The sequence below is a fragment of the Arthrobacter sp. MYb227 genome (genome assembly GCF_002975435.1).
GTDB lineage: Bacteria > Actinomycetota > Actinomycetes > Actinomycetales > Micrococcaceae > Paeniglutamicibacter.
This window is the reverse complement of record NZ_PCPT01000012.1, coordinates 1-18,639: the sequence shown is the minus strand read 5'-3', so window position 1 is coordinate 18,639 and position 18,639 is coordinate 1. Positions and strand designations below refer to the sequence as shown.

At 57.0% G+C, this 18,639-nt stretch carries 16 protein-coding genes, 2 tRNA genes and 1 rRNA gene; 9 read left to right on the top strand and 10 right to left on the bottom strand.

Translation table 11 applies throughout. From position 1 onward, the window contains the following. Positions 1-81 precede the first annotated feature (81 nt). Complete coding sequence (locus tag CQ018_RS16875) at positions 82-1,176, top strand: LacI family DNA-binding transcriptional regulator (protein ID WP_105551185.1); 1,095 nt, start codon at positions 82-84, stop codon at positions 1,174-1,176. Positions 1,177-1,987: 811 nt separating this feature from the next. Here the strand turns inward: CQ018_RS16875 and CQ018_RS16870 are convergent. Both CQ018_RS16870 and CQ018_RS16865 read right to left on the bottom strand, forming a co-directional pair. Next, positions 1,988-2,061 (bottom strand) — tRNA-Thr (locus CQ018_RS16870). 168 nt (positions 2,062-2,229) lie between these two features. Further along, a complete protein-coding gene (locus CQ018_RS16865) occupies positions 2,230-3,096 on the bottom strand; it encodes a thioredoxin domain-containing protein (protein WP_105551184.1) in 867 nt (288 codons plus the stop codon). A 151-nt stretch (positions 3,097-3,247) separates the two neighbouring features. On the opposite strand from CQ018_RS16865, the gene CQ018_RS16860 reads away from it, so the two are divergent. The 6 genes from CQ018_RS16860 to CQ018_RS16835 all read left to right on the top strand — a co-directional run bounded on the left by CQ018_RS16860 (position 3,248) and on the right by CQ018_RS16835 (position 10,446). Next, a complete protein-coding gene (locus CQ018_RS16860; RefSeq protein ID WP_105551183.1) occupies positions 3,248-4,723 on the top strand; it encodes a trehalose-6-phosphate synthase in 1,476 nt (491 codons plus the stop codon). 45 nt (positions 4,724-4,768) lie between these two features. Next, on the top strand, positions 4,769-5,551 hold the full coding sequence (gene otsB, locus CQ018_RS16855; RefSeq protein WP_105551182.1) for a trehalose-phosphatase: 783 nt from the start codon (positions 4,769-4,771) through the stop codon (positions 5,549-5,551). 56 nt (positions 5,552-5,607) lie between these two features. Then, complete coding sequence (locus tag CQ018_RS16850; RefSeq protein WP_105551181.1) at positions 5,608-6,732, top strand: ABC transporter ATP-binding protein; 1,125 nt, start codon at positions 5,608-5,610, stop codon at positions 6,730-6,732. A gap of 175 nt (positions 6,733-6,907) precedes the next feature. After that, positions 6,908-8,230 (top strand): DUF4032 domain-containing protein, encoded by a 1,323-nt coding sequence (locus tag CQ018_RS16845; protein ID WP_105551180.1) that lies wholly within the window; start codon positions 6,908-6,910, stop codon positions 8,228-8,230. Between the two features lie 176 nt (positions 8,231-8,406). Continuing rightward, a complete protein-coding gene (locus CQ018_RS19930) occupies positions 8,407-8,670 on the top strand; it encodes a hypothetical protein (protein ID WP_146111943.1) in 264 nt (87 codons plus the stop codon). A gap of 30 nt (positions 8,671-8,700) precedes the next feature. After that, positions 8,701-10,446, top strand: a complete 1,746-nt coding sequence (locus CQ018_RS16835; RefSeq protein WP_105551178.1) for a glycoside hydrolase family 13 protein — start codon at positions 8,701-8,703, stop codon at positions 10,444-10,446. 386 nt (positions 10,447-10,832) lie between these two features. On the opposite strand, the gene CQ018_RS19925 is transcribed toward CQ018_RS16835, so the two are convergent. From CQ018_RS19925 to CQ018_RS16825, 4 genes are read right to left on the bottom strand one after another with little or no spacing between them, the layout of a single operon-like run. After that, on the bottom strand, positions 10,833-11,039 hold the full coding sequence (locus CQ018_RS19925; protein ID WP_146111942.1) for a hypothetical protein: 207 nt from the start codon (positions 11,037-11,039) through the stop codon (positions 10,833-10,835). A gap of 55 nt (positions 11,040-11,094) precedes the next feature. Then, positions 11,095-11,226 carry a hypothetical protein gene (locus CQ018_RS20625; protein ID WP_258142674.1) on the bottom strand — a complete coding sequence of 44 codons (132 nt, stop codon included), beginning with the start codon at positions 11,224-11,226 and terminating at the stop codon, positions 11,095-11,097. Next, positions 11,219-12,265 (bottom strand): iron chelate uptake ABC transporter family permease subunit, encoded by a 1,047-nt coding sequence (locus tag CQ018_RS16830; RefSeq protein ID WP_105551177.1) that lies wholly within the window; start codon positions 12,263-12,265, stop codon positions 11,219-11,221. The genes CQ018_RS20625 and CQ018_RS16830 overlap by 8 nt, the downstream gene beginning before the upstream one ends. Beyond that, the gene (locus CQ018_RS16825; RefSeq protein ID WP_258142673.1) at positions 12,262-13,386 is read right to left on the bottom strand and encodes an iron chelate uptake ABC transporter family permease subunit; all 1,125 of its coding nucleotides are present in this window, start codon (positions 13,384-13,386) and stop codon (positions 12,262-12,264) included. Before CQ018_RS16825 ends, CQ018_RS16830 begins: the two co-directional genes overlap by 4 nt. A gap of 180 nt (positions 13,387-13,566) precedes the next feature. Between CQ018_RS16825 and CQ018_RS16820 the strand changes: the two genes are divergently transcribed. Then, positions 13,567-14,535, top strand: coding sequence for an ABC transporter substrate-binding protein (locus CQ018_RS16820; RefSeq protein WP_219844080.1), 969 nt, complete (start codon positions 13,567-13,569; stop codon positions 14,533-14,535). A gap of 342 nt (positions 14,536-14,877) precedes the next feature. Further along, complete coding sequence (locus CQ018_RS16815; protein ID WP_105551250.1) at positions 14,878-15,777, top strand: VOC family protein; 900 nt, start codon at positions 14,878-14,880, stop codon at positions 15,775-15,777. Positions 15,778-15,864: 87 nt separating this feature from the next. On the opposite strand, the gene CQ018_RS16810 is transcribed toward CQ018_RS16815, so the two are convergent. From CQ018_RS16810 to rrf, 4 genes are all read right to left on the bottom strand, one after another. Continuing rightward, positions 15,865-15,941, bottom strand: a tRNA-Pro gene (locus CQ018_RS16810). Positions 15,942-16,013: 72 nt separating this feature from the next. Then, positions 16,014-17,396 (bottom strand): FAD-binding oxidoreductase, encoded by a 1,383-nt coding sequence (locus tag CQ018_RS16805; protein ID WP_105551175.1) that lies wholly within the window; start codon positions 17,394-17,396, stop codon positions 16,014-16,016. Between the two features lie 72 nt (positions 17,397-17,468). Next, positions 17,469-17,954: an SRPBCC domain-containing protein gene (locus CQ018_RS16800; protein WP_105551174.1), complete on the bottom strand. Its 486-nt coding sequence runs from the start codon at positions 17,952-17,954 to the stop codon at positions 17,469-17,471. 93 nt (positions 17,955-18,047) lie between these two features. Continuing rightward, a 5S ribosomal RNA gene (rrf, locus tag CQ018_RS16795) occupies positions 18,048-18,164 on the bottom strand. Positions 18,165-18,639: the final 475 nt, after the last annotated feature.

The following is an 18,639-nucleotide window of genomic DNA, read 5'->3' as shown; positions in this document are numbered from 1 at the left end:
TCTCATCCTGATATGTTTACGCAAACATTGTGAAAACAAAAGTAGCATGTTTAGGTAAACATGCAAGAGGAAAAGGGAAAAATGACACTTTCACATTCCAGCTTCCCCGACCTCGGGGACGGAACCGCTACTTCGCACCATGCCCGCACCACGCGAGGCCCCTCGATGGCGGACGTCGCCAGAGAGGCCGGAGTCTCCTCACAGACGGTCTCCCGGGTAGCCAACGGGCTCAGCAACGTCGAGGAATCTACGAAGAAGCGGGTCTTAGATGCCATGGCGAAACTCGGTTACCGGCCCAACCGTGCGGCACGCGCCCTCAAAAGTGGACGCTTCAAATCTATTGGCGTCATCATGTTCACGCTTTCAACCTTCGGCAATATGCGCACCCTCGATGCCATTGCCACGGCGGCATCTCGCGCAGGATACTCGGTCACGCTCATCCCGCTGACCGACCCCACTACCGGCAAGGTCTCCGGCGCCTACCACCAGCTGCGTGAACAACAGGTAGACGGCGTGGTTATTATTTTCGAGGCTCATCTACTGGACCACACGGACATTGAACTGCCCGAGGATCTACCTGCGGTTATCATCGACTCAAATACCGGGTCCGGCTATTCGGTGGTGGACACCGACCAGCAGCAGGGTGCCCGGCTGGCCACCCAACACCTATTGGATCTGGGGCATCATCAGGTCTGGCATATTGGGGGCCCGGCTTCCTCATTCTCAGCTTTGCACAGGGCAGAATCCTGGAAACAGACACTCGAGCAGGCTGGCATCACTCCTCCCGTGGTCACTCACGGCGATTGGAGTGCAGAATCCGGATACCAAATTGGCATCCAGCTCGGCAAAAACACTCAAGTCAGCGCCATCTTCGCAGCAAATGATCAGATGGCGCTCGGAGCCATGCGCGCCATGCATGAATTGGGGCGTTCGATCCCCGAAGACGTGAGCATTGTGGGCTTCGACGATTTAGAAGAATCGGCTTCCTTCTGGCCGCCGTTGACAACCATCCGCCAAGATTTCAACACAGTAGGCCGCCTGAGCATCGAAAACCTACTCAAACAGATCGCTGGGAACACTTCAGTTCGTGATGTCAGCGTTCCTACCGAGCTCATGGTGCGAAAGTCAACGGCTGCCCCCCGGCCGCCGAAAAACGCTGCCGAGTGCAAAGAATAATGCTTAATAGCACCGAAGAATCCCAAAGTGGGGGGAAATTCGCTACCAACACGGCAATATTCCCTACCTAACCTTCTGACACTAATACTTCTGTGGGCACAGCGAACAACTTTGTGCGGGATGGAAACCTCCACCCATTCTCAACGCCCAAAATACGCTACGAACTGATGTGCTCGGCCAGCAATGGCAGCACTGTTGGTTTTGCCTGAAACAACATTTGAGTGCATAGCAGGACAAACTAAGGAATTTCTGGAGCGCAAAGGGCTGTCCCGGCGAGTTGCCAAAGTTACCGTTACCGCAGGCAAAGTAGTTTCTCGATGGGGATAGACACACGGAAGGCGAGTCGTCACAGCTGCCACCCCCCGTGAGTGAACAGAGAGCACTGCCCACAGAATCCCGCTAAAACCTGAAAACCATCGGCACGAAGCTGCCCAATGAGGCAAATTCCAAACCTTTCACTCTAAACGCTGGAGGCAAAAACGTTCGAGCATCCTACACAACATGTGCTGCCGGACCCGCCTTCATACATTATGCTTCGATACTCCCGCTATAGAACGCAGCTCTGTTTCAAACAGACGGCTCATTCACGAGACCCAACAGTATTCCGCTACCTGCGATAGATTCCGAATGACCGTAGTCCTTGAACGGTCGGCGACTAACAACGGAACCGGTGTTTATGGTAAATAACACGCCCGGGTCAGACCTGTCTGGATAATTCTGTCAGATCCAAAAGGAATCATCGGGTCAGCGAAGGAACCAGAAAAGCCGCTACTTCCCTTTGTTTATAAGGGATGTAGCGGCTTTCATTCTGAGCCCCCTGCCGGATTCGAACCGGCGACCCTCGCTTTACAAGAGCGATGCTCTGGCCAACTGAGCTAAGGAGGCGTGCAACTTTTACGTCTTTGAACGCAAGTGCAGAATCAAGCGTAGCCGAGAAATGCCCTGAGTAAAAAACCGAGCAAACTTTTCACCAGGAATTAAGTACCTAAGGGTCGGGTTTTGGATCGCCTAGGCGTTCCAGAACCCGACTCTTAGGTGCATAAAACTCAAGGATTACTTGTTGTTTGCAGCAATCTCGTCATTTACCAAGGCGGTCAGATCCGGGTTAGCGTTCTGATCCCAGGCCTTGCCCTGAACAAAGATGCTTGGGGTTCCACCAATGGCATCGGCACGAGCCGCAGCGTCGGTGAACTTCACGAACGGACGGAATGTTCCCTTTTCAACACAGGTGGCAATGTCCGCACCGTTATCCTTGGCCAGCTGAATCAGTGCATCATTCTTCATTTCGCCCTCTGGGTAGTGAGCGAATAGAGCCTTGGAGAATGCCAGGTAGGAAGCCGGCGCCGAATCTGCAACACAGGCCAGTGCGTTTGCACCCCGTGAGGAGAAGTTAGTTGGCGAACCTGAGTCAAGGAAGGCAACGTTACGGTATTCAACCGTCACATCACCGGCTGCAAGCCAGGTGGCGATCTGATCTGCGTACTCCGTCTCAAACGAAGCACAGTGAACACAGTTCACGTCAACATAGATCAGCAGGTTAACCGGCTCGCCCTTGGCGCTTGCCTTGGTATCGCGCGGTGCCGGGGCGGCTCCCTGGGCTGGCTGCGTGCCGGCCTTAGTAGCGTCCACCGTAATGTTCGAGGTGTCTGCGACAGCCTTATCTGAGGTCAGTACGATGCCACCGGCAGCGTTACCGCCCTTTGGTGCGTTGCCCGCATCGGCCACCTTGCCCGAGTTGTTCTGCAAAATAATTGCAGCAACCAAGGCAATCACGGCCAGCACTGCAACTAGCACACCGAGCTTAATGAACAGTGATTTGCGCTTATCGGCCGCTTCTTGAGCGATGCGCATCTGCTGTGCCTTCTCGCGTGCGCTTGATGTGCGCTCGGCCTTGTTCGGCCGCTGGCTATTCGATGCCATAGGTCAATCGTCCCTTACGTAGGTTTGTACTCCCCCAACGTGACCAGTTTAGGGCACAGAAGCCGCTCTTTTTAGCGTCATAGTGTCGCATACCTCTGCCGACTGTCCTAGGCTCAAGACAAAATAGACGTTCGCGAACCGGAGGATCACCATGCTAGAAGATCAAGATCACGGACTCTCACAAGCCCCCAACACACCGGGGTATGACTTTATTGTTGTTGCAAACCGTTTACCCGTCGATCGGATCGAGGGAGACGAGGGCGCTCCCATGTGGCGACGCTCCCCCGGGGGACTCGTCACTGCCATTGCCCCGATGATGCAGCAAACAGGCGGAGCCTGGGTTGGCTGGCATGGAGCCACCAACGAATCCCTCGCGCCTTTCGAAGATGAGGGCATTCACCTCATTCCCGTCCCGTTAGATGACGATGACCTCGAGCAGTACTACGAGGGTTTCTCAAACTCCACGTTATGGCCGCTCTACCATGACGTAATTGTTCCCCCAGAATTTCACCGTACGTGGTGGGAGAATTACAAAAAAGTTAACAAACGATTTGCCGAGGCCACAGCAAAGGTAGCGAACCTCGGTGCCACGGTATGGGTACAGGACTACCAACTCCAGCTGGTTCCGCAGCTTTTACGTGAAGCACGCCCCGATCTACGTATTGGTTTCTTCAACCACATCCCGTTCCCCTCCCCCGGAATCTTTTCCCAGCTACCCTGGCGCCGACAGATCCTTGAAGGCCTTGCCGGCGCGGACCTTGTGGGTTTCCAGCGCACCGCTGATGCAAGTAACTTCCTGCGCAGCATGCGCCGTTACACCAACCGTTCGGTCAAGGGCACCATGGCCTTACCTGCCTCGGGAATTCAGGGTGGCAGCGCAACAAACAATATTTGCCGCGCCGAGGCCCACCCCATTTCCATTGACACCGCCCAGGTCATGGATCTTTCAAAAGACCCACAAATTATTGCCCGAGCGCATCAGATTCGCGCCGAGCTAGGCAACCCAGAAACTGTTCTTTTGGGTGTTGACCGACTCGATTACACCAAGGGCATCCGGCACCGGCTCAAGGCCTACGGTGAGCTGCTTGCCGAGGGCGATATTCGCGTGGGCCAGGCCTGTCTGGTTCAGGTGGCAAGCCCAAGCCGTGAAAATGTTGATCGCTACGCCCAGCTCAAGGATCAGGTTGAGCTGATGGTTGGCTCGATCAATGGCGAGCACGACACCATGGGACATACCGCGGTGCGCTACCTGCACCACTCCTACCCGCTGCGTGAAATGATCGCGCTCTACCTAGCTGCGGACATCATGCTTGTCACCTCACTCCGAGATGGGATGAACCTTGTAGCCAAGGAATTTGTTGCCGCGCACACTCACGATCATGGAATGCTTGTGCTTTCCGAATTTACCGGGGCCGCGGATCAACTCACCCAAGCGGTGCTGGTCAACCCGCATGACATTGATGGGATGAAGGCCGGGATTCTGCGTGCCGTAAACATGGATAACCAAGAATCGACCCGACGCATGCGCAGGATGCGCAGACACCTCATCGAACACGATGTTGCGCGCTGGTCAAGCACATTCCTCACCGCATTGGCTCAGCCGCTGCCTGTAGATGTCAGCGTCTAAGCGCTTCTTTTCTTTTCGGTACCCCACAGGAAGCAGGTAACGGCCATGGGCCCCCTGTCAGTAGACCTTGCCAATGCCATCGAGGCATTGGTTGATACGCAGATTCTTCTAGTCGCCCTGGACTTTGACGGCACCCTTGCCCCACTCGTTGATAAGCCAGAAGATGCACGACCGCTACGTGCTTCTGCGGAACTTCTCAGCGAGCTCGCCGGACTAGAAACCACTGTCACCGCCCTGATTTCGGGCCGAGATTTAGCTTCCCTGCGTGCTGTGGCCAGCCCTCCGGAACGCACCTTGTTAGTTGGAAGTCATGGCACCGAACGTTGGGCCCCGGAAAGCTTTGGCATCGATGCCGAACATATTGATCTCAATGTTGAGCAAAGTGCCGCTCTCGCCCACGCCACGGCGGTACTTGAACGCATTGTTGAGGGGCACCCGGGATGCAACATTGAATATAAGCCGGCATCGGTTGTTCTACACGTCCGTCAGGCATCAGCCGAGGTGGGCTCGGCGGCCCTGCGCTTGGCTCATGACAAACTCGATGAGGCCTCCGGGATCTGGGCCCTAGATGGCAAGGCTGTGCTTGAAGCTACGGTGCTTTCGGGCACCAAGGGCGAAGGCCTCGACTGGTTGCGTGAGGTAGTGGACGCCTCAACCGTGATTTTTGCCGGGGATGATGTCACGGACGAAGATGCCTTTGCGGTATTACGGCCAGGCGATATTGGAATAAAGATTGGTTCGGGTCATACAAGAGCACAATTCCGTCTTAATGAGCCCGGGGAACTCTCTGCCCTTTTGGAAGCGGTGCTGGATATGAGAAGCTTGTGATTCCATTCACAACGGATCGTCGGGCACGTACCTGCCCGTGGAAGGATTGATGCCTCATGGCTACAGTAACTTTTGACCAGGCCACCCGAATCTACCCGGGAGCCACCAAGCCCAGCGTTGACAAGATTTCCTTGGAGATCGCCGACGGCGAATTCTTGGTCCTCGTGGGACCCTCCGGTTGCGGTAAGTCAACCACGCTGCGCATGCTCGCCGGCCTGGAAGACGTGAACTCAGGTCGTATTCTCATTGGCGACCGCGACGTCACAAACGTTCCGCCCAAGGACCGCGATATTGCCATGGTTTTCCAGAACTATGCGCTGTACCCACACATGACAGTGGGAGACAATATGGGCTTTGCCCTGAAAATCGCCGGCATCGACAAGGAAGAACGCGCACGCCGCGTGCAGGAAGCAGCAAAGCTGCTTGACCTTGAGGACTACCTTGATCGCAAGCCCAAGGCACTTTCCGGCGGCCAGCGCCAGCGCGTTGCCATGGGCCGCGCCATCGTGCGTAGCCCACAGGTCTTCCTCATGGATGAGCCGCTGTCAAACCTTGATGCCAAGCTACGCGTGCAGACCCGTACGCAGATTGCCTCGCTGACCCGCCGACTCGGTGTCACCACCGTGTACGTGACCCACGACCAGGTCGAGGCACTGACCATGGGTGACCGCGTGGCGGTCCTCAAGGACGGATTGCTGCAGCAGGTCGGCACCCCGCGCGAACTCTATGACACACCACAGAATGTGTTCGTCGCCGGCTTCATCGGCTCCCCCGCCATGAACCTGCTGGAACTGCCCGCAGCCGATGGCGGCGTCACCTTCGGCGGCACCATCTACCCGGTGGCCTCGGCAACCCTCGAGGCAGCCACCGGCAACTCGGTAACCTTGGGTGTACGCCCCGAAGACCTGGATCTGGTCGGCGACGGCGCAGGTTTGGCAGTAAACGTCGACGTCGTTGAGGAACTCGGCGCCGATGCTTACGTCTACGGTCATACCATTGTTGGCGGCACCGAATACCAGATGGTAGTTCGCGTCGATGGGCGCAAGCCTCCCTTCAAGGGCGACACCGTTTATGTGCTCCCCAAGGCCGGCCACGTTCACCTCTTCGATACCGCATCCGGCGAGCGCCTTGCCGATGTCAAGGCAGCTGGTGCACACGCAGCCGTTGGTTCCGAGGCCTAAGCTAGAGCTTTGAACGGATTCTTTCCGTGATGTAGTGCCAATGGCGGCCGCATTCATGAATTTGAATGCGGTCGCTTTTGGCATATCAAAAATTCTTAGTTTTCTTCCCCCCGAGCCTCGGAACTTTCCAGGCTCCCCCCATTGCTTTTGACTCAAGGGACGGTTTGAACCACCAATGATCCGCCACACCGCCCACTGGCATGATGAACCAACAAACTATGTGCAGGCAGGGAAATTGCCCCGCGATGCACAGAACCCACCTCCCCAGGCCATTGCAGGGTCACTGTCTATCACTTCTGCCACGGCGGATCCTGCATTACTCGATTTGCCGTGGCATATTTCCCTCGAGGATTGGCCCGCTGACACCCTGGCCCCACTACCGCGCGGTATCTCGCGGCACGTGGTGCGCTTCGCCATGATGGGCGGGGCAGTCATCGCCATTAAGGAAACCGGCGAGCACGTGGCAAGGCACGAATACCACATGCTGCGTAAGCTACGCCGGCTTGCTGCCCCCTGTGTGGAACCCGTTGCGGTGATTACCGGGCGCACTGACCCACAGGGCAATGAACTGGACCCGGTATTGGTGACCCGACACCTGAAATATTCACTGCCCTACCGTGCCTTGTTCTCCCAGAAGCTACGCCGCGATACCCTCACCCGCCTCATCGATGCTCAGGCGCTGCTGCTGGTGCGTTTGCACCTGATCGGTTTCTACTGGGGCGACGTATCGCTTTCCAACACACTGTTCAGGCGCGACGCGGGTTCCTTCGCTGCCTACCTAGTAGATGCCGAAACCGGTGAACTATACCCGGAGCTGTCTTCCGGGCAGCGCGAATATGATCTAGAGATCGCTCGGGTCAATATTGCCGGGGAACTTATGGATTTGATGGAGGCTGGATTGATCGAGGACACCGTCGATCCGGTGGCCACCAGCGAACAAATCCTGCATGCCTACCGTGGGTTGTGGGCGGAGCTCAATGACAAGGAATCCTTTGATCTCTCCGAGCGCTGGCGGGTTGATGAACGGATCCGCCGCCTCAATGAGTTGGGCTTTGATGTTGAAGAGATTAGCCTCAACACCTCCCCCGATGGTGGACAGTTGGTCATTCAGCCCAAGGTTGTTGACGCCGGACACCACACCCGCCGTTTGCTGCGTTTGACCGGACTAGATGTTGAGGAAGGTCAGGCACGCCGCCTGCTCAATGATATGGATGCCTATCGGGCCAAGAAATACCCGGAACAAGATGAAGAACTAGCCGCGGCGCACTGGGTGACAAATGTCTTTGACCGGATCACCGGAGCGATTCCCCCTGAATTCCACGGGAAACTGGAACCGGCGCAGATAGTTCACGAGGTACTCGAACACCGCTGGTATATTTCCGAGGCGCGTGGTTCCAACGTCCCGATGGAGGAAGCAGTTGCCTCCTATGTTGAGGCAGTGCTGCGGCACCGCAGAGACGAGGCCCGCTTGATGTTGGACGAAGATTCCGAGGGTTAGGAACACTCGAGGTTTTATTGGTGCTCCGCTGGGCAAGTATCTGCCGGGGCACCAATACCTTTGGCTACACTTTTAGGTTTCGTACTGCAATTCCCACTGATCAGCATCCGATTCCCCTAGTGTTGGACTAGCGGCACACCATAGAGGTGCCAACACGACAGGGCAGGGAGTACTACATGTTGAGGTGGTTGGGACTTGCAGGCGAGGACTCATCGGAGCCGATTCCTTTCTGGGCAGGGGTTTCGCTGCGCACCAGAATTTGGGTAGGCCTTGGCTGGCTACTGGTCTCAGTTGGTTCCTTCTTCTGGGTGAATTCATTACTTCCCGCTCTCGAGAAACCCGCAAGTGCTATCCCCTTGCTCGTAGCCGTATTGGTCTTTGCTGCGGGTTCGTCAATGACCGAGCGTTCCTTGGTGCGCATACGCTCGACCCATAGCTGAGTACGGCCTCTGGCCGCTAGGCTTGAAAACATGAGGCCTTCAATGGATGAACCCGCGCAAAGCTCAACGTCGTCCACTAACGATGCGCCTTATGAGCTTCAACCCGTAACCCATATTTCTTCCACCGGTCAGCAGTGGTGGCGCCGTGCGGTGATCTATCAAATTTATCCTCGGTCGTTCAAGGATTCCACGGGTTCTGGTATGGGCGACCTCGCTGGTATTACTGCAGAACTTCCCAAGATCGCGGCCTTGGGCGTTGACGCCATCTGGCTTTCCCCATTTTTTCCCTCCCCACAGCACGACGCCGGCTATGACGTCTCCGATTATCGGGGAGTTGATCCACTTTTTGGCACCATGGATGATGCCAAAACACTGCTGAGCACCGCAAAATCACTGGGCTTGCGGGTCATTATCGACATTGTTCCCAATCATTGTTCTAGCGAACATCATTTGTTCAAGGCAGCGCTGGTTGCGGCCCCCGGATCTCCCGACCGTGAAATGTTCCATTTTGCCGATGGGCTCGGTGAAGACGGGAACACCCCACCGAATAATTGGCAATCGCTCTTTGGCAGCTCGGGCTGGACACGTGTCTCGAACCCTGATGGTGCTCCCGGGCAGTATTATTTCCATCTCTTTGACGCGACACAACCGGACTTCAACTGGCGAAACCCTGCGGTGCAGAAAGAATTTGAAGATACGCTGCGATTCTGGCTGGATGCCGGAGCCGGTGGTTTTAGGATCGATGTCGCCCACGCAATGTTCAAGAAGTTGGGCTTGCCCGATTGGGGTGGAGCACCAGATGGTACACCGCGGCCAGGATTCCCCTTTGCCGATGCACCAATGTTCGGTCAGCCGGAATTACATCACGTTTTTGCTAGATGGCGTGAGATCTGTGATGAATACCCCGATGAACCTGTCTTGTGTGCCGAGGCGAACGTGCGCCCACTCTCGCGGCTTGCCGATTGGGTTGCCCCAGGGCAGATGCATCAGTCGTTCAACTTTGATTTCCTGCGCACACTGTGGGACCGCGATGCCTTGGCAAGCGTTATTTCCGATTCCCTGGCGGCCTTTGATTCGGTTGAGGCTCCCACCACCTGGGTGCTTTCCAACCATGACGTTTCCCGGCATGCAAGCCGTTTTGGTTTAGATGGTGTGGCGTTGGATCTTGGGGATGGGATTGGCCCCCGGGATCCACAACCGGATATGGGGCTGGGGCTGGCACGAGCTCGAGCGTCAACGCTATTCATGCTGGGTCTACCCGGTGGGGCATACCTCTATCAGGGTGAAGAGTTAGGGCTCGGGGATCACACAACGCTCGAAGATCGGTATCGTCAAGACCCAACATTCCTGCGCACCGATGGTGCGCGCATTGGTCGTGATGGCTGCCGAGTGCCAATCCCTTGGGCTCATGATGCCCCTGCCGCAGGGTTCTCCCCCAGTGGCCAATCATGGCTTCCACAGCCGGCCGGGTGGGAAGAATTTTCGCGTGATCTACAGGAGCAAGATCCTCATTCGACGTTGCACTTGTATCACAATGCGCTAAGACTACGCAGCGAGCTTGGATTAGGGCTAGGTTCCCTGGCGTTCTATGCGAATCCTAAGCTACCCGAGGTGTTAGCGATCCGTAACGGGAACACCATCAATGTGCTTAACCTTGGGAATAGCCCTGTGGCATTGCCCGCCGGCGAACTCTTGTTGTTCTCTTCCCCCACCGGAGAGGACTACGCAGCTCAAGGGTTGCTCGAAGCCAATGCCGCTGCATGGTTGCGTGCATAACTCCGCAACTCGGGCGAGCTTTGCTTCAAATCTTCGAATGTTCAATCGAACCAAAGCTCGCTCTAGATCCCATCCTCAACGTGCGTGACACTCCTCTCGCGCAGCCGAATGATCCCGCTGCACCACCGTAAGCAGAATCCAGTAGGAATGCCCCCCCGGACACCAGATGCGCAAAAAATCGGCAACCAGCATGCAAGAAACCAGCTGCACCACATAATGCCATCCGGCCCACACCGACATACGGTGCTTCCAGTTCACAAGATCCATGTGTCAGATTCACGGTGTACTTCCGACTCCCGGTACACACTTGAAAAGTAAGAACTCAATCCCAGGTATGGGCAATCCCAACGCTATTCCAAGCACCGCTCCAGCGGCAAAGACACCAATCAGCGGTGCCCCCCGGTCTTCGCCACAGACGAGCTGATGGTTTCGGTTGCCGTCACTATCAGGGCCAACACAAGGATCGCAAGCTCCGGTGTGCTGCGCACACTGCCTAGGAAGACACCCTGCTGCAGAGGCCGCGGTTCCCACCAGCTCAGCGGCACCGAGATCAATGATTCGGGCCCGCAAGGTGCCTTGGTGCCTACTGCCAACGACCAAAAGCACCCCCCGAGCGCCGCGAGGACTCCGGTATCCGGGAACCGAGCATCATGAAAATAGTTGTGGCACGGCAAATGTCACTCCCGCACTGATCATGCGCAGGAAACCAATTTCCTTCCTATTCCAGCTCAGCGCACCGCGCAGAACTTCGTGCCCCACCGCGGCAGCGGTTTTATACACGCTTGGCAGCACGTCCCTCGCGAGCCAAGAGCCAAATGAGATAGATACCGCCAATGCTCACGGTCACCACACCCACTGGCAATTGCACGGGGGCAAAAATACGTTGCGCTACAAGGTCACTGGCAACCAATAACAGCGCTCCCATGCAGGCCGCTGGGGCCAACCGCATTCCGGCAGCTTTGTTCAGCCGTTTAGCAAGCTGCGGTGCCACCAGGGCAACAAAGGCAATGGGGCCAGCAACTGCGGTGGTTGCGGCCGTCAGCAGCACCGCCAGCACAATCATGCTCAGACGCACGGGCTCCACCCGCACCCCCAGTGCGATTGCCGCGTCGTCTCCCATTTCAAGCATGCCCAGTTGTCTTCCGCCGGCCAGCGTGAGGCCAAGGACCGGGATGATTGCACCGAGCGCCGGGAGTAACACCTGCCAGCTGACCCCGTTCAGGGTTCCGGCGCCCCAGACGGCGGCGGCCATGGCCACCTCAATTTCCGCGCGGAGCACCAACCATTGGTTGAGTGCTGCAAGCATTGCAGAAATACCGATACCCACAAGGATGAGCCTGAACCCGTGCGAGCCGCGCCGCCAAGCCAATAGATACACGGCAAGGGCGGTGAGTAGGCCACCGGCGAGCGCACCTAATGAGGTAGCTAAAAAGCTGCCACCCACTAGGGTCAGAGCCAGCAAGGCGCCGGTATAGGCGCCGGTGGAAAATCCAATGATGTCCGGGGATCCCAGTGGGTTGCGGGTGAGGGATTGGAACACCGCGCCGGCAACGCCAAGTGCCGCACCAAAGAACAGTGCGGCGATGGTGCGCGGGGCACGCCATTGGAAAACAATGGTGTTTTCCAGTCCCTCGCCCTGCCCCAAAAGTACTCCAAGCACCTTGCTTGGACCCATCGGATAGTCACCGCTGCCAATGCTCAGCAGCGCAAAAATCAGCGCGATGACACCCAGGGTGATGCATAGTAAGGCTTCGCGGCCCAGCCTTTTGTTGCGTCCGGGCTCACGGGCTCGTGTTGATGCGCGTCCTAGCAGGCTCATACCGCCACCGGTTTCTTGCGCCTAGCCAACATGATGAGCACCGGTGCCCCAACGAAGGCGCAGACGACTCCTGCCTCAAGTTCGCCGGGAATGATGATCCGACCAAGCACATCGGCAAGTAGCAAGATGATCGGGGCAAGTACTGCGGTGTAGCCAAGCATCCAGCGTGCGTCGGACCCGGAGAAACGCCGGGCCAGGTGCGGGGCCATCAACCCCAGGAAGCTAATGGCACCCACCGCTGCGGTGGCGGCACCGGCAAGCACCGTGACGGCCAAGAGAATCAACACCCGCGCCCTGCCCACCTTGTAGCCAAGGGCCAGGGCCGTGTCATCACCAAGGGCCAAGGCGTTGAGTGAGCGTCCGGTAAATAGTGTGAGGATAAAGCCAAGGCCAACCGCGAGGCCCAAGGGGACGAGGACCTCGCTCGAGCGGCCTTCGAGTGATCCGATGGTCCAGGCACGTAGCTGGTCAAAAGCGGCCGGGTGCACCAGGGCTAGCGCCGTTCCGATTCCGGAGAGCACCGCGCCCAGCGCGACCCCGGCAAGTACCAACCGGACCGGGTCGCTGGAACGGGAGCCGGCCATTCCCACCAGATATACGGCCCCGGTGGCGAGCACCGCCCCAGCAAAGGCGAACCATACGTATCCGGTGAAACCGTTGATGCCAAAGGTTCCCACGGCAATCACGATGGCCAGCGAAGCCCCAGCATTTACCCCGAGGATTCCGGGTTCGGCAAGCGCATTGCGGGTCATTGATTGGACAAGTGCCCCGGCTACTCCCAAGGCGCTTCCGGCAAGGATCCCTAGGAGGGCCCGTGGGACTCGTGAGTCACGAATAATTGCGTGATCGGCAGAATCGTTGGGGTGCAGCAATGCCTGTAGCACCGTGCTCAGCTCAATGGGTTTGGATCCAATGGCCAGCGATGCAACGGCCAGCAGCACCAGAAGGATGAGAAAACCAAGTATTAGTGATGCGTGTCGCATTTTTTGCGTCACCCCCAGGCTCGAAGGCATCCCCCCACGGCTGGATGCGGATACCGCTGCCCCCTCGAGGGTTGCGCTAAACACCGGATTGGCTTGGGTGTTTTCAGGTTCTTTAGGCCTGGTGGCGGGAGTGCCCACGGTCTGCCCCCTTCATCTCGAACCGTTCAACACTACCGCGAAGTATCCGTCTTTGACTGCAACCTTTCACCCCATGCCAAGGCAAAGGCAACAACATTAGGTTACATTTGTGTAGTGAAATTATTCTCTTCCCCACGTAAGGCCCGCTTTGGCGTGGCAAAGACAGCCGCTGCACTAGTGATGATCGCGCTGACCGCAGGCTGTGCGGCAGGTGGTGCCACCGATACCGCGGCAGGTAATTCCGATGTTGCGGTTGGCGGGGAGCGCTTCTCCACGGCGGATGAGGCAACCGCCAAGTTCGGCGCCAACGTGGCCCCCGGCGTTTTCCCACGCACACTGACTCATGCCAATGGCACCACCGAGATCGCCAAGAAGCCCGAGCGTGTTGTGGTGCTGGATACCGGCGAACTCGACGCGGTACTTTCGCTGGGTATCACCCCGGTGGGCATCCCTTCAACCGAGGGCGCTAACTCAATCCCCAGCTATCTTGCCGATGCCGTCAAGGACGCCAAGACCGTTGGCACCATCCAGGAATTGAATCTAGAGGCTGTTGCGGCACTGAATCCGGATCTGATCATTGGCTCGCAGCTACGCGCCGATAAGCTCTACCCGCAGCTGGCCCAGATCGCCCCGACCGTCTTTTCCATCCGTCCGGGCTTCCCCTGGAAGGAAAACTTCCGTCTCGCCGGCGCAGCACTCGGCGAGGAAACCAAGGCCATCGAAGTACTCAATGCCTACCAGGACAAGGCAACTGCGCTAAATAAGGATGTTGCAGGGGATCCAAAGATCTCACTTTTGCGCTTCATGCCGGAAAAGACCCGGCTGTACGGCAATGCGTCGCTGATCGGCGTCATCTTGAAGGATGCTGGGTTCTCCCGTCCGGAGAACCAAAACATTGATGATCTTGCCAAGGAGATCTCCTCGGAGAACTTGGCCGAGGCGGATTCGGACTGGATCTTCTACACCTCTTACGGCACCCCAGAGGCCACCGGTGAGAAAGCAGCCCTCGAGGGTCCCTTGTGGAACAAGCTCGAAGCAGTCAAGGCCGGCAACGTACAGCGCGTGAACGACGATGTCTGGTTCTTGGGCCTAGGCCCCACCGGAGCCTCGCTTGTGCTCGAAGACTTGCGCGGCTACCTAGTGAAGTAAGCACGGCGCGCATACCTAACTCTGTACCGGCGGGAGCCTTGACACAGTCAAGGCTCCCGCCGGCTTTTAACACTTTCTACCAAAATTACGGCTCGGCCGGGGTCTAAGCCGTGGCGACCACGACTCTGCCCCACTGTCCGAAAAGTGCATTTCATCCACGGCAAAAGAACCTGACATTCGTGGCAGAGATGGCTCGATTGATCGCGGAAAAAATTCGTTTCGTGTAGCTATTTCCCTTGCAACACATGGCCTGTAGCATTTTGCCCGCGGCCACCATGTAATGCACGGCCGCCCGGCGGGCCTACTCCGAACCGGCAACATTGATCCTGAAAGGGAATGGCCATGCAAAAACTCAACGTCAACCTTTGGATGTCGGGAACCGGTGGGGAGGCCGCGGCATTCTACGCAGATGCTTTGCCCGATGCCACAACACAAGTCGTGGCACGCTATCCCACCGAGGGCTTACTTGAATTTCAAAAGCCGCTGGCCGGTGAACCGCTAACGCTCTGGGTTACGGTACGCGGGCAGAAGTTCACGCTGATCAATGCCGGAGAAGATTTCACACCCAATCCATCCATCTCCCTGATGCTGAACTTCGACCCCTTGGACTACGACGGCAACCTCGAGGCAGCGAAGGCGGATCTGGACGCCACGTGGTCCAAGCTCTCGCAGGGCGGGGGCGTGCTGATGGAATTGGGTGAATACCCCTACAGCGCGCGCTATGGCTGGGTGCAGGACAAGTACAACGTCTCGTGGCAGCTGATTCTTTCGGATCAAGAAGGCGATCGGCGCCCATTTTTGATGCCAACTCTGCTTTTCGGTGGCGCCGCACAGAATCGTGCGGGTGAAGCAATCGACTACTACGAGGACGTCTTTGGCGCACGCGCCGGAATGCTCGTCGCCTACGATGAACCGACCGAAGCTGCCAGCGCCGGCGCGGTAATGTTCGCCGATTTTGCACTGGAGGATGACTGGGTCAGCGTCATGGATTCCGCGGTCCCGCAGCCCTTCACCTTTGGCCCCGGAGTGTCACTTGAGTGGCCATGTGATGGTCAGGCGGAGCTGGATCGCCTCTGGGATGCACTCACTGCAGTGCCGGAAGCCGAACAGTGTGGCTGGCTTACCGACAAGTTTGGGGTGAGCTGGCAGATCGTACCCAGCAACATGGATGAGCTCATGTCCCGGCCCAACGCCTTTGAGCACCTGATGGCCATGAAAAAGCTGGTCATCGACGAGTTCTAGGACATACAGGCCCCTTGAGTAAGGGACGAGAAGCTGGGTTAAATGGGACGAGTCCGCAGAAAACTTATGTTCTCTGCGGACTCACATTGGTCGGGATAACAGGATTTGAACCTGCGACCTCGTCGTCCCGAACGACGCGCGCTACCAAGCTGCGCCATATCCCGATGATGTACCAACGAGTAAAAAGTTTACCTACAATTGGCCTCAACACCTAATCGGCGCAATCCCTTGGTTGATCACACGATGGCTTTACCCGGATTGAGCAATCCTTGCGGATCAAAGATTGCCTTAATCTTGCGCTGAAGTTCAATGACCTCCGCGGATTGTTCCCAACTCAACCATTCACGCTTCACGGTTCCTACGCCGTGTTCACCGGTAATAGTGCCGCCCACGTCAAGCGCCGCCCTAATCGACTCTTCAAGTGCTTTATCAAGCCGCTGAACGCCGGTGGGCCCATCTTCGGGGTTTACCCAGAAGGTTGGATGCAGGTTCCCGTCGCCGGCGTGTGCCACGATGCGAACCATCACATCGTTTTTTTGGGCAATCTCGTCGAGCGTGCGCATATAAGCAACCATTTTCGAGCGTGGCACAGCAATATCCTCACCAACTCGATAAGCATCATCCTGACCGTCCCCACGGCTTGCCCGGCGCATCTCGATGAGCTTGATGGCTTCGGGATCTGCCTCGGGGCTCACCCGTGCACCAAGGCCCTCGAGTGCGTTACGAACAATCTCCGCCTCAATCTGCGCTCCGTGACCGTCGGTACGCACCAGGAGCATTGCACCGCCCAAGGCGCTGAGGTCGGATCCATATTGTGCATCAAGTACGCGCATGGTCCCAATATCCAAAAGCTCAAGGATTGCCGGCTGGACGCGAACTCGAGCAATGGCCAGAACTCCCGCAGCCGCCTGCGCCACGTCGGTAAAGACCGCGGAGATTGAGCAGGTCTTTTCGCTGAGGTAACGCAGCCGCACCGTCACCGAGACGACGATCCCTAAGGTTCCTTCGGAACCGACCAACAGCGAGGTTAGGTCATATCCGGCCACACCCTTGAAGGTGTTGCGACCCGTTGAGATGAGCGTGCCGTCGGCAAGTACCACTTCAAGCCCCAGCACCGAGTCCGTGGTGACTCCATATTTGGCGCAGCGCAACCCACCGGCATTGGTGGCAACGTTGCCACCAATCGTTGATTGCTGGTAGCTGGCCGGGTCCGGAGCGTACATTAGCCCGTACTTGGCCGCTGCGCTGTTGAGGTCTGCATTGATGACTCCTGGCTCTACCACCGCTACCTCATCCTCGGCACGGATCTCCAGAATCCTATTCATGCGCTCTAGTGAGAGTACGATGCATCGGGTAATGCTGTGTGCGCCGCCAGAAACGCCAGTGCCCGCCCCGCGTGGCACAACGTGCACTCCCGCTGCGGTGGCCAGCCTCAGGGCCGCCTGCACGTCCTCCACGCGCTCGGCATAGACAACTGCTACCGGCGGCATGATCCCCACAAGCTTGCCGAAATCATGGCTGTTTGCTGCAAGCACCTGCGGATCACTGCTCACCGCTCTTGGGCCGATCTCGCGGATAAGCTCTTGGATCAAAGTTTCGTCGCTGTATGCCAGGCTCATGCCAGCACCTCGTGTTTCATTTTAGTTGCAAGTTTGATTCGCGGGACCCAAACTGACTACTCAAGTGGCGTATCAGAGCTGGGCACCCATAAACCGAGCATAGTACTCAATAACCTCGCCCCAACGTTCATAACGCTCATATTGCGCCTTGCCTGCCGAACCGCGCGCCCATCCTTCGTGGCGCAGTCCTACCTCTGTACCGGTTCCCGCTTCGGCGAAGGTGAATTCCAGACGGGTCGATGGAGCACTTTCCATGCCGAGCGAGAAATTAATGACAATTCGTTGAGACATCTCGAAGTCGATAATTTCACCCCACAGATGCTGGTCTCCGTCCTCGGATTCTTCGATCATTTGTCCCTGGGAAAATGAAATATGGGATCCGGAGCCAAAGTGTGAGTACACACCTAATGGCCACCATAGATGCAGATAGTCGGTGAAGCCTTCGAAGGCTTGGTCAGCGTGAACGGGGACGAGCACCGAGTGAATATGCGCCGGCAGACCTTCACCACCGCGATCGTCATCTTCCGATGGGGCTGCATGCGAAAAAATTACGTCCATGCTTTAACAGTATCCTCAATGAAGATGGCTTGTTGGGGGGTGGTTAAACATCAGAACCCCCAAGCATTGGCTTGGGGGTTCTGGGACATTTATGTCCGGCGGTGACCTACTCTCCCACACCCTCCCGAGTGCAGTACCATCGGCGCAGTGGGTCTTAGCTTCCGGGTTCGGTATGGGACCGGGCGTTTCCCCCACGCTATGACCGCCGTAACTCTTTTACCACACAATCCTTATTCAGGCTGCTGGTAGCTTTAGTGAGTCACAGCAATGCTGTGGTTCTTCAATAAGAAACTATACACAAGGCTCACGCCCATGGCTAACCAATTCCTTGAACTTGCTAGGTGACTGTGCCCACAGTCGTCCGTAGGCATCACCTGTAGATGACCACGAGTCGCTTATTCTTGGCTTTTCCGCCCTAGCTAACCAGGAGCAATTCCCCCAGTGCTGGTGTCGCGATAATTGACGCCTAAAATGTGCATATTCGGTACGCCGTGCATAATGCGATAAAGCAAAAGTTTTTCTACGAGTGGGTCACCAAGAGCCTCCCGGCTCGTAGTACTCAGGTTCGTGGCTGGTTCCGTGCTCAAGGGTGTTCATGGGTGGGTGGTTGGTTAAACATCAGAACCCCCAAGCCTTGGCTTGGGGGTTCTGGAACATAAATTATGTCCGGCGGTGACCTACTCTC

What these genes read in the sequence shown, in the direction of transcription:
- CQ018_RS19930 (WP_146111943.1), top strand. Translation starts at nt 8,407, where the DNA reads ATGTTGAGGTGGTTGGGACTTGCAGGCGAGGACTCATCGGAGCCGATT.
- CQ018_RS16815 (WP_105551250.1), top strand. Translation starts at nt 14,878, where the DNA reads ATGCAAAAACTCAACGTCAACCTTTGGATGTCGGGAACCGGTGGGGAG.
- otsB (WP_105551182.1), top strand. Translation starts at nt 4,769, where the DNA reads ATGGGCCCCCTGTCAGTAGACCTTGCCAATGCCATCGAGGCATTGGTT.
- CQ018_RS16805 (WP_105551175.1), bottom strand. Translation starts at nt 17,396, where the DNA reads ATGAGCCTGGCATACAGCGACGAAACTTTGATCCAAGAGCTTATCCGC.
- CQ018_RS16820 (WP_219844080.1), top strand. Translation starts at nt 13,567, where the DNA reads ATGATCGCGCTGACCGCAGGCTGTGCGGCAGGTGGTGCCACCGATACC.
- CQ018_RS16850 (WP_105551181.1), top strand. Translation starts at nt 5,608, where the DNA reads ATGGCTACAGTAACTTTTGACCAGGCCACCCGAATCTACCCGGGAGCC.
- CQ018_RS16875 (WP_105551185.1), top strand. Translation starts at nt 82, where the DNA reads ATGACACTTTCACATTCCAGCTTCCCCGACCTCGGGGACGGAACCGCT.
- CQ018_RS16860 (WP_105551183.1), top strand. Translation starts at nt 3,248, where the DNA reads ATGCTAGAAGATCAAGATCACGGACTCTCACAAGCCCCCAACACACCG.
- CQ018_RS16865 (WP_105551184.1), bottom strand. Translation starts at nt 3,096, where the DNA reads ATGGCATCGAATAGCCAGCGGCCGAACAAGGCCGAGCGCACATCAAGC.
- CQ018_RS16845 (WP_105551180.1), top strand. Translation starts at nt 6,908, where the DNA reads ATGATCCGCCACACCGCCCACTGGCATGATGAACCAACAAACTATGTG.
- CQ018_RS16830 (WP_105551177.1), bottom strand. Translation starts at nt 12,265, where the DNA reads ATGAGCCTGCTAGGACGCGCATCAACACGAGCCCGTGAGCCCGGACGC.
- CQ018_RS16835 (WP_105551178.1), top strand. Translation starts at nt 8,701, where the DNA reads ATGAGGCCTTCAATGGATGAACCCGCGCAAAGCTCAACGTCGTCCACT.
- CQ018_RS16800 (WP_105551174.1), bottom strand. Translation starts at nt 17,954, where the DNA reads ATGGACGTAATTTTTTCGCATGCAGCCCCATCGGAAGATGACGATCGC.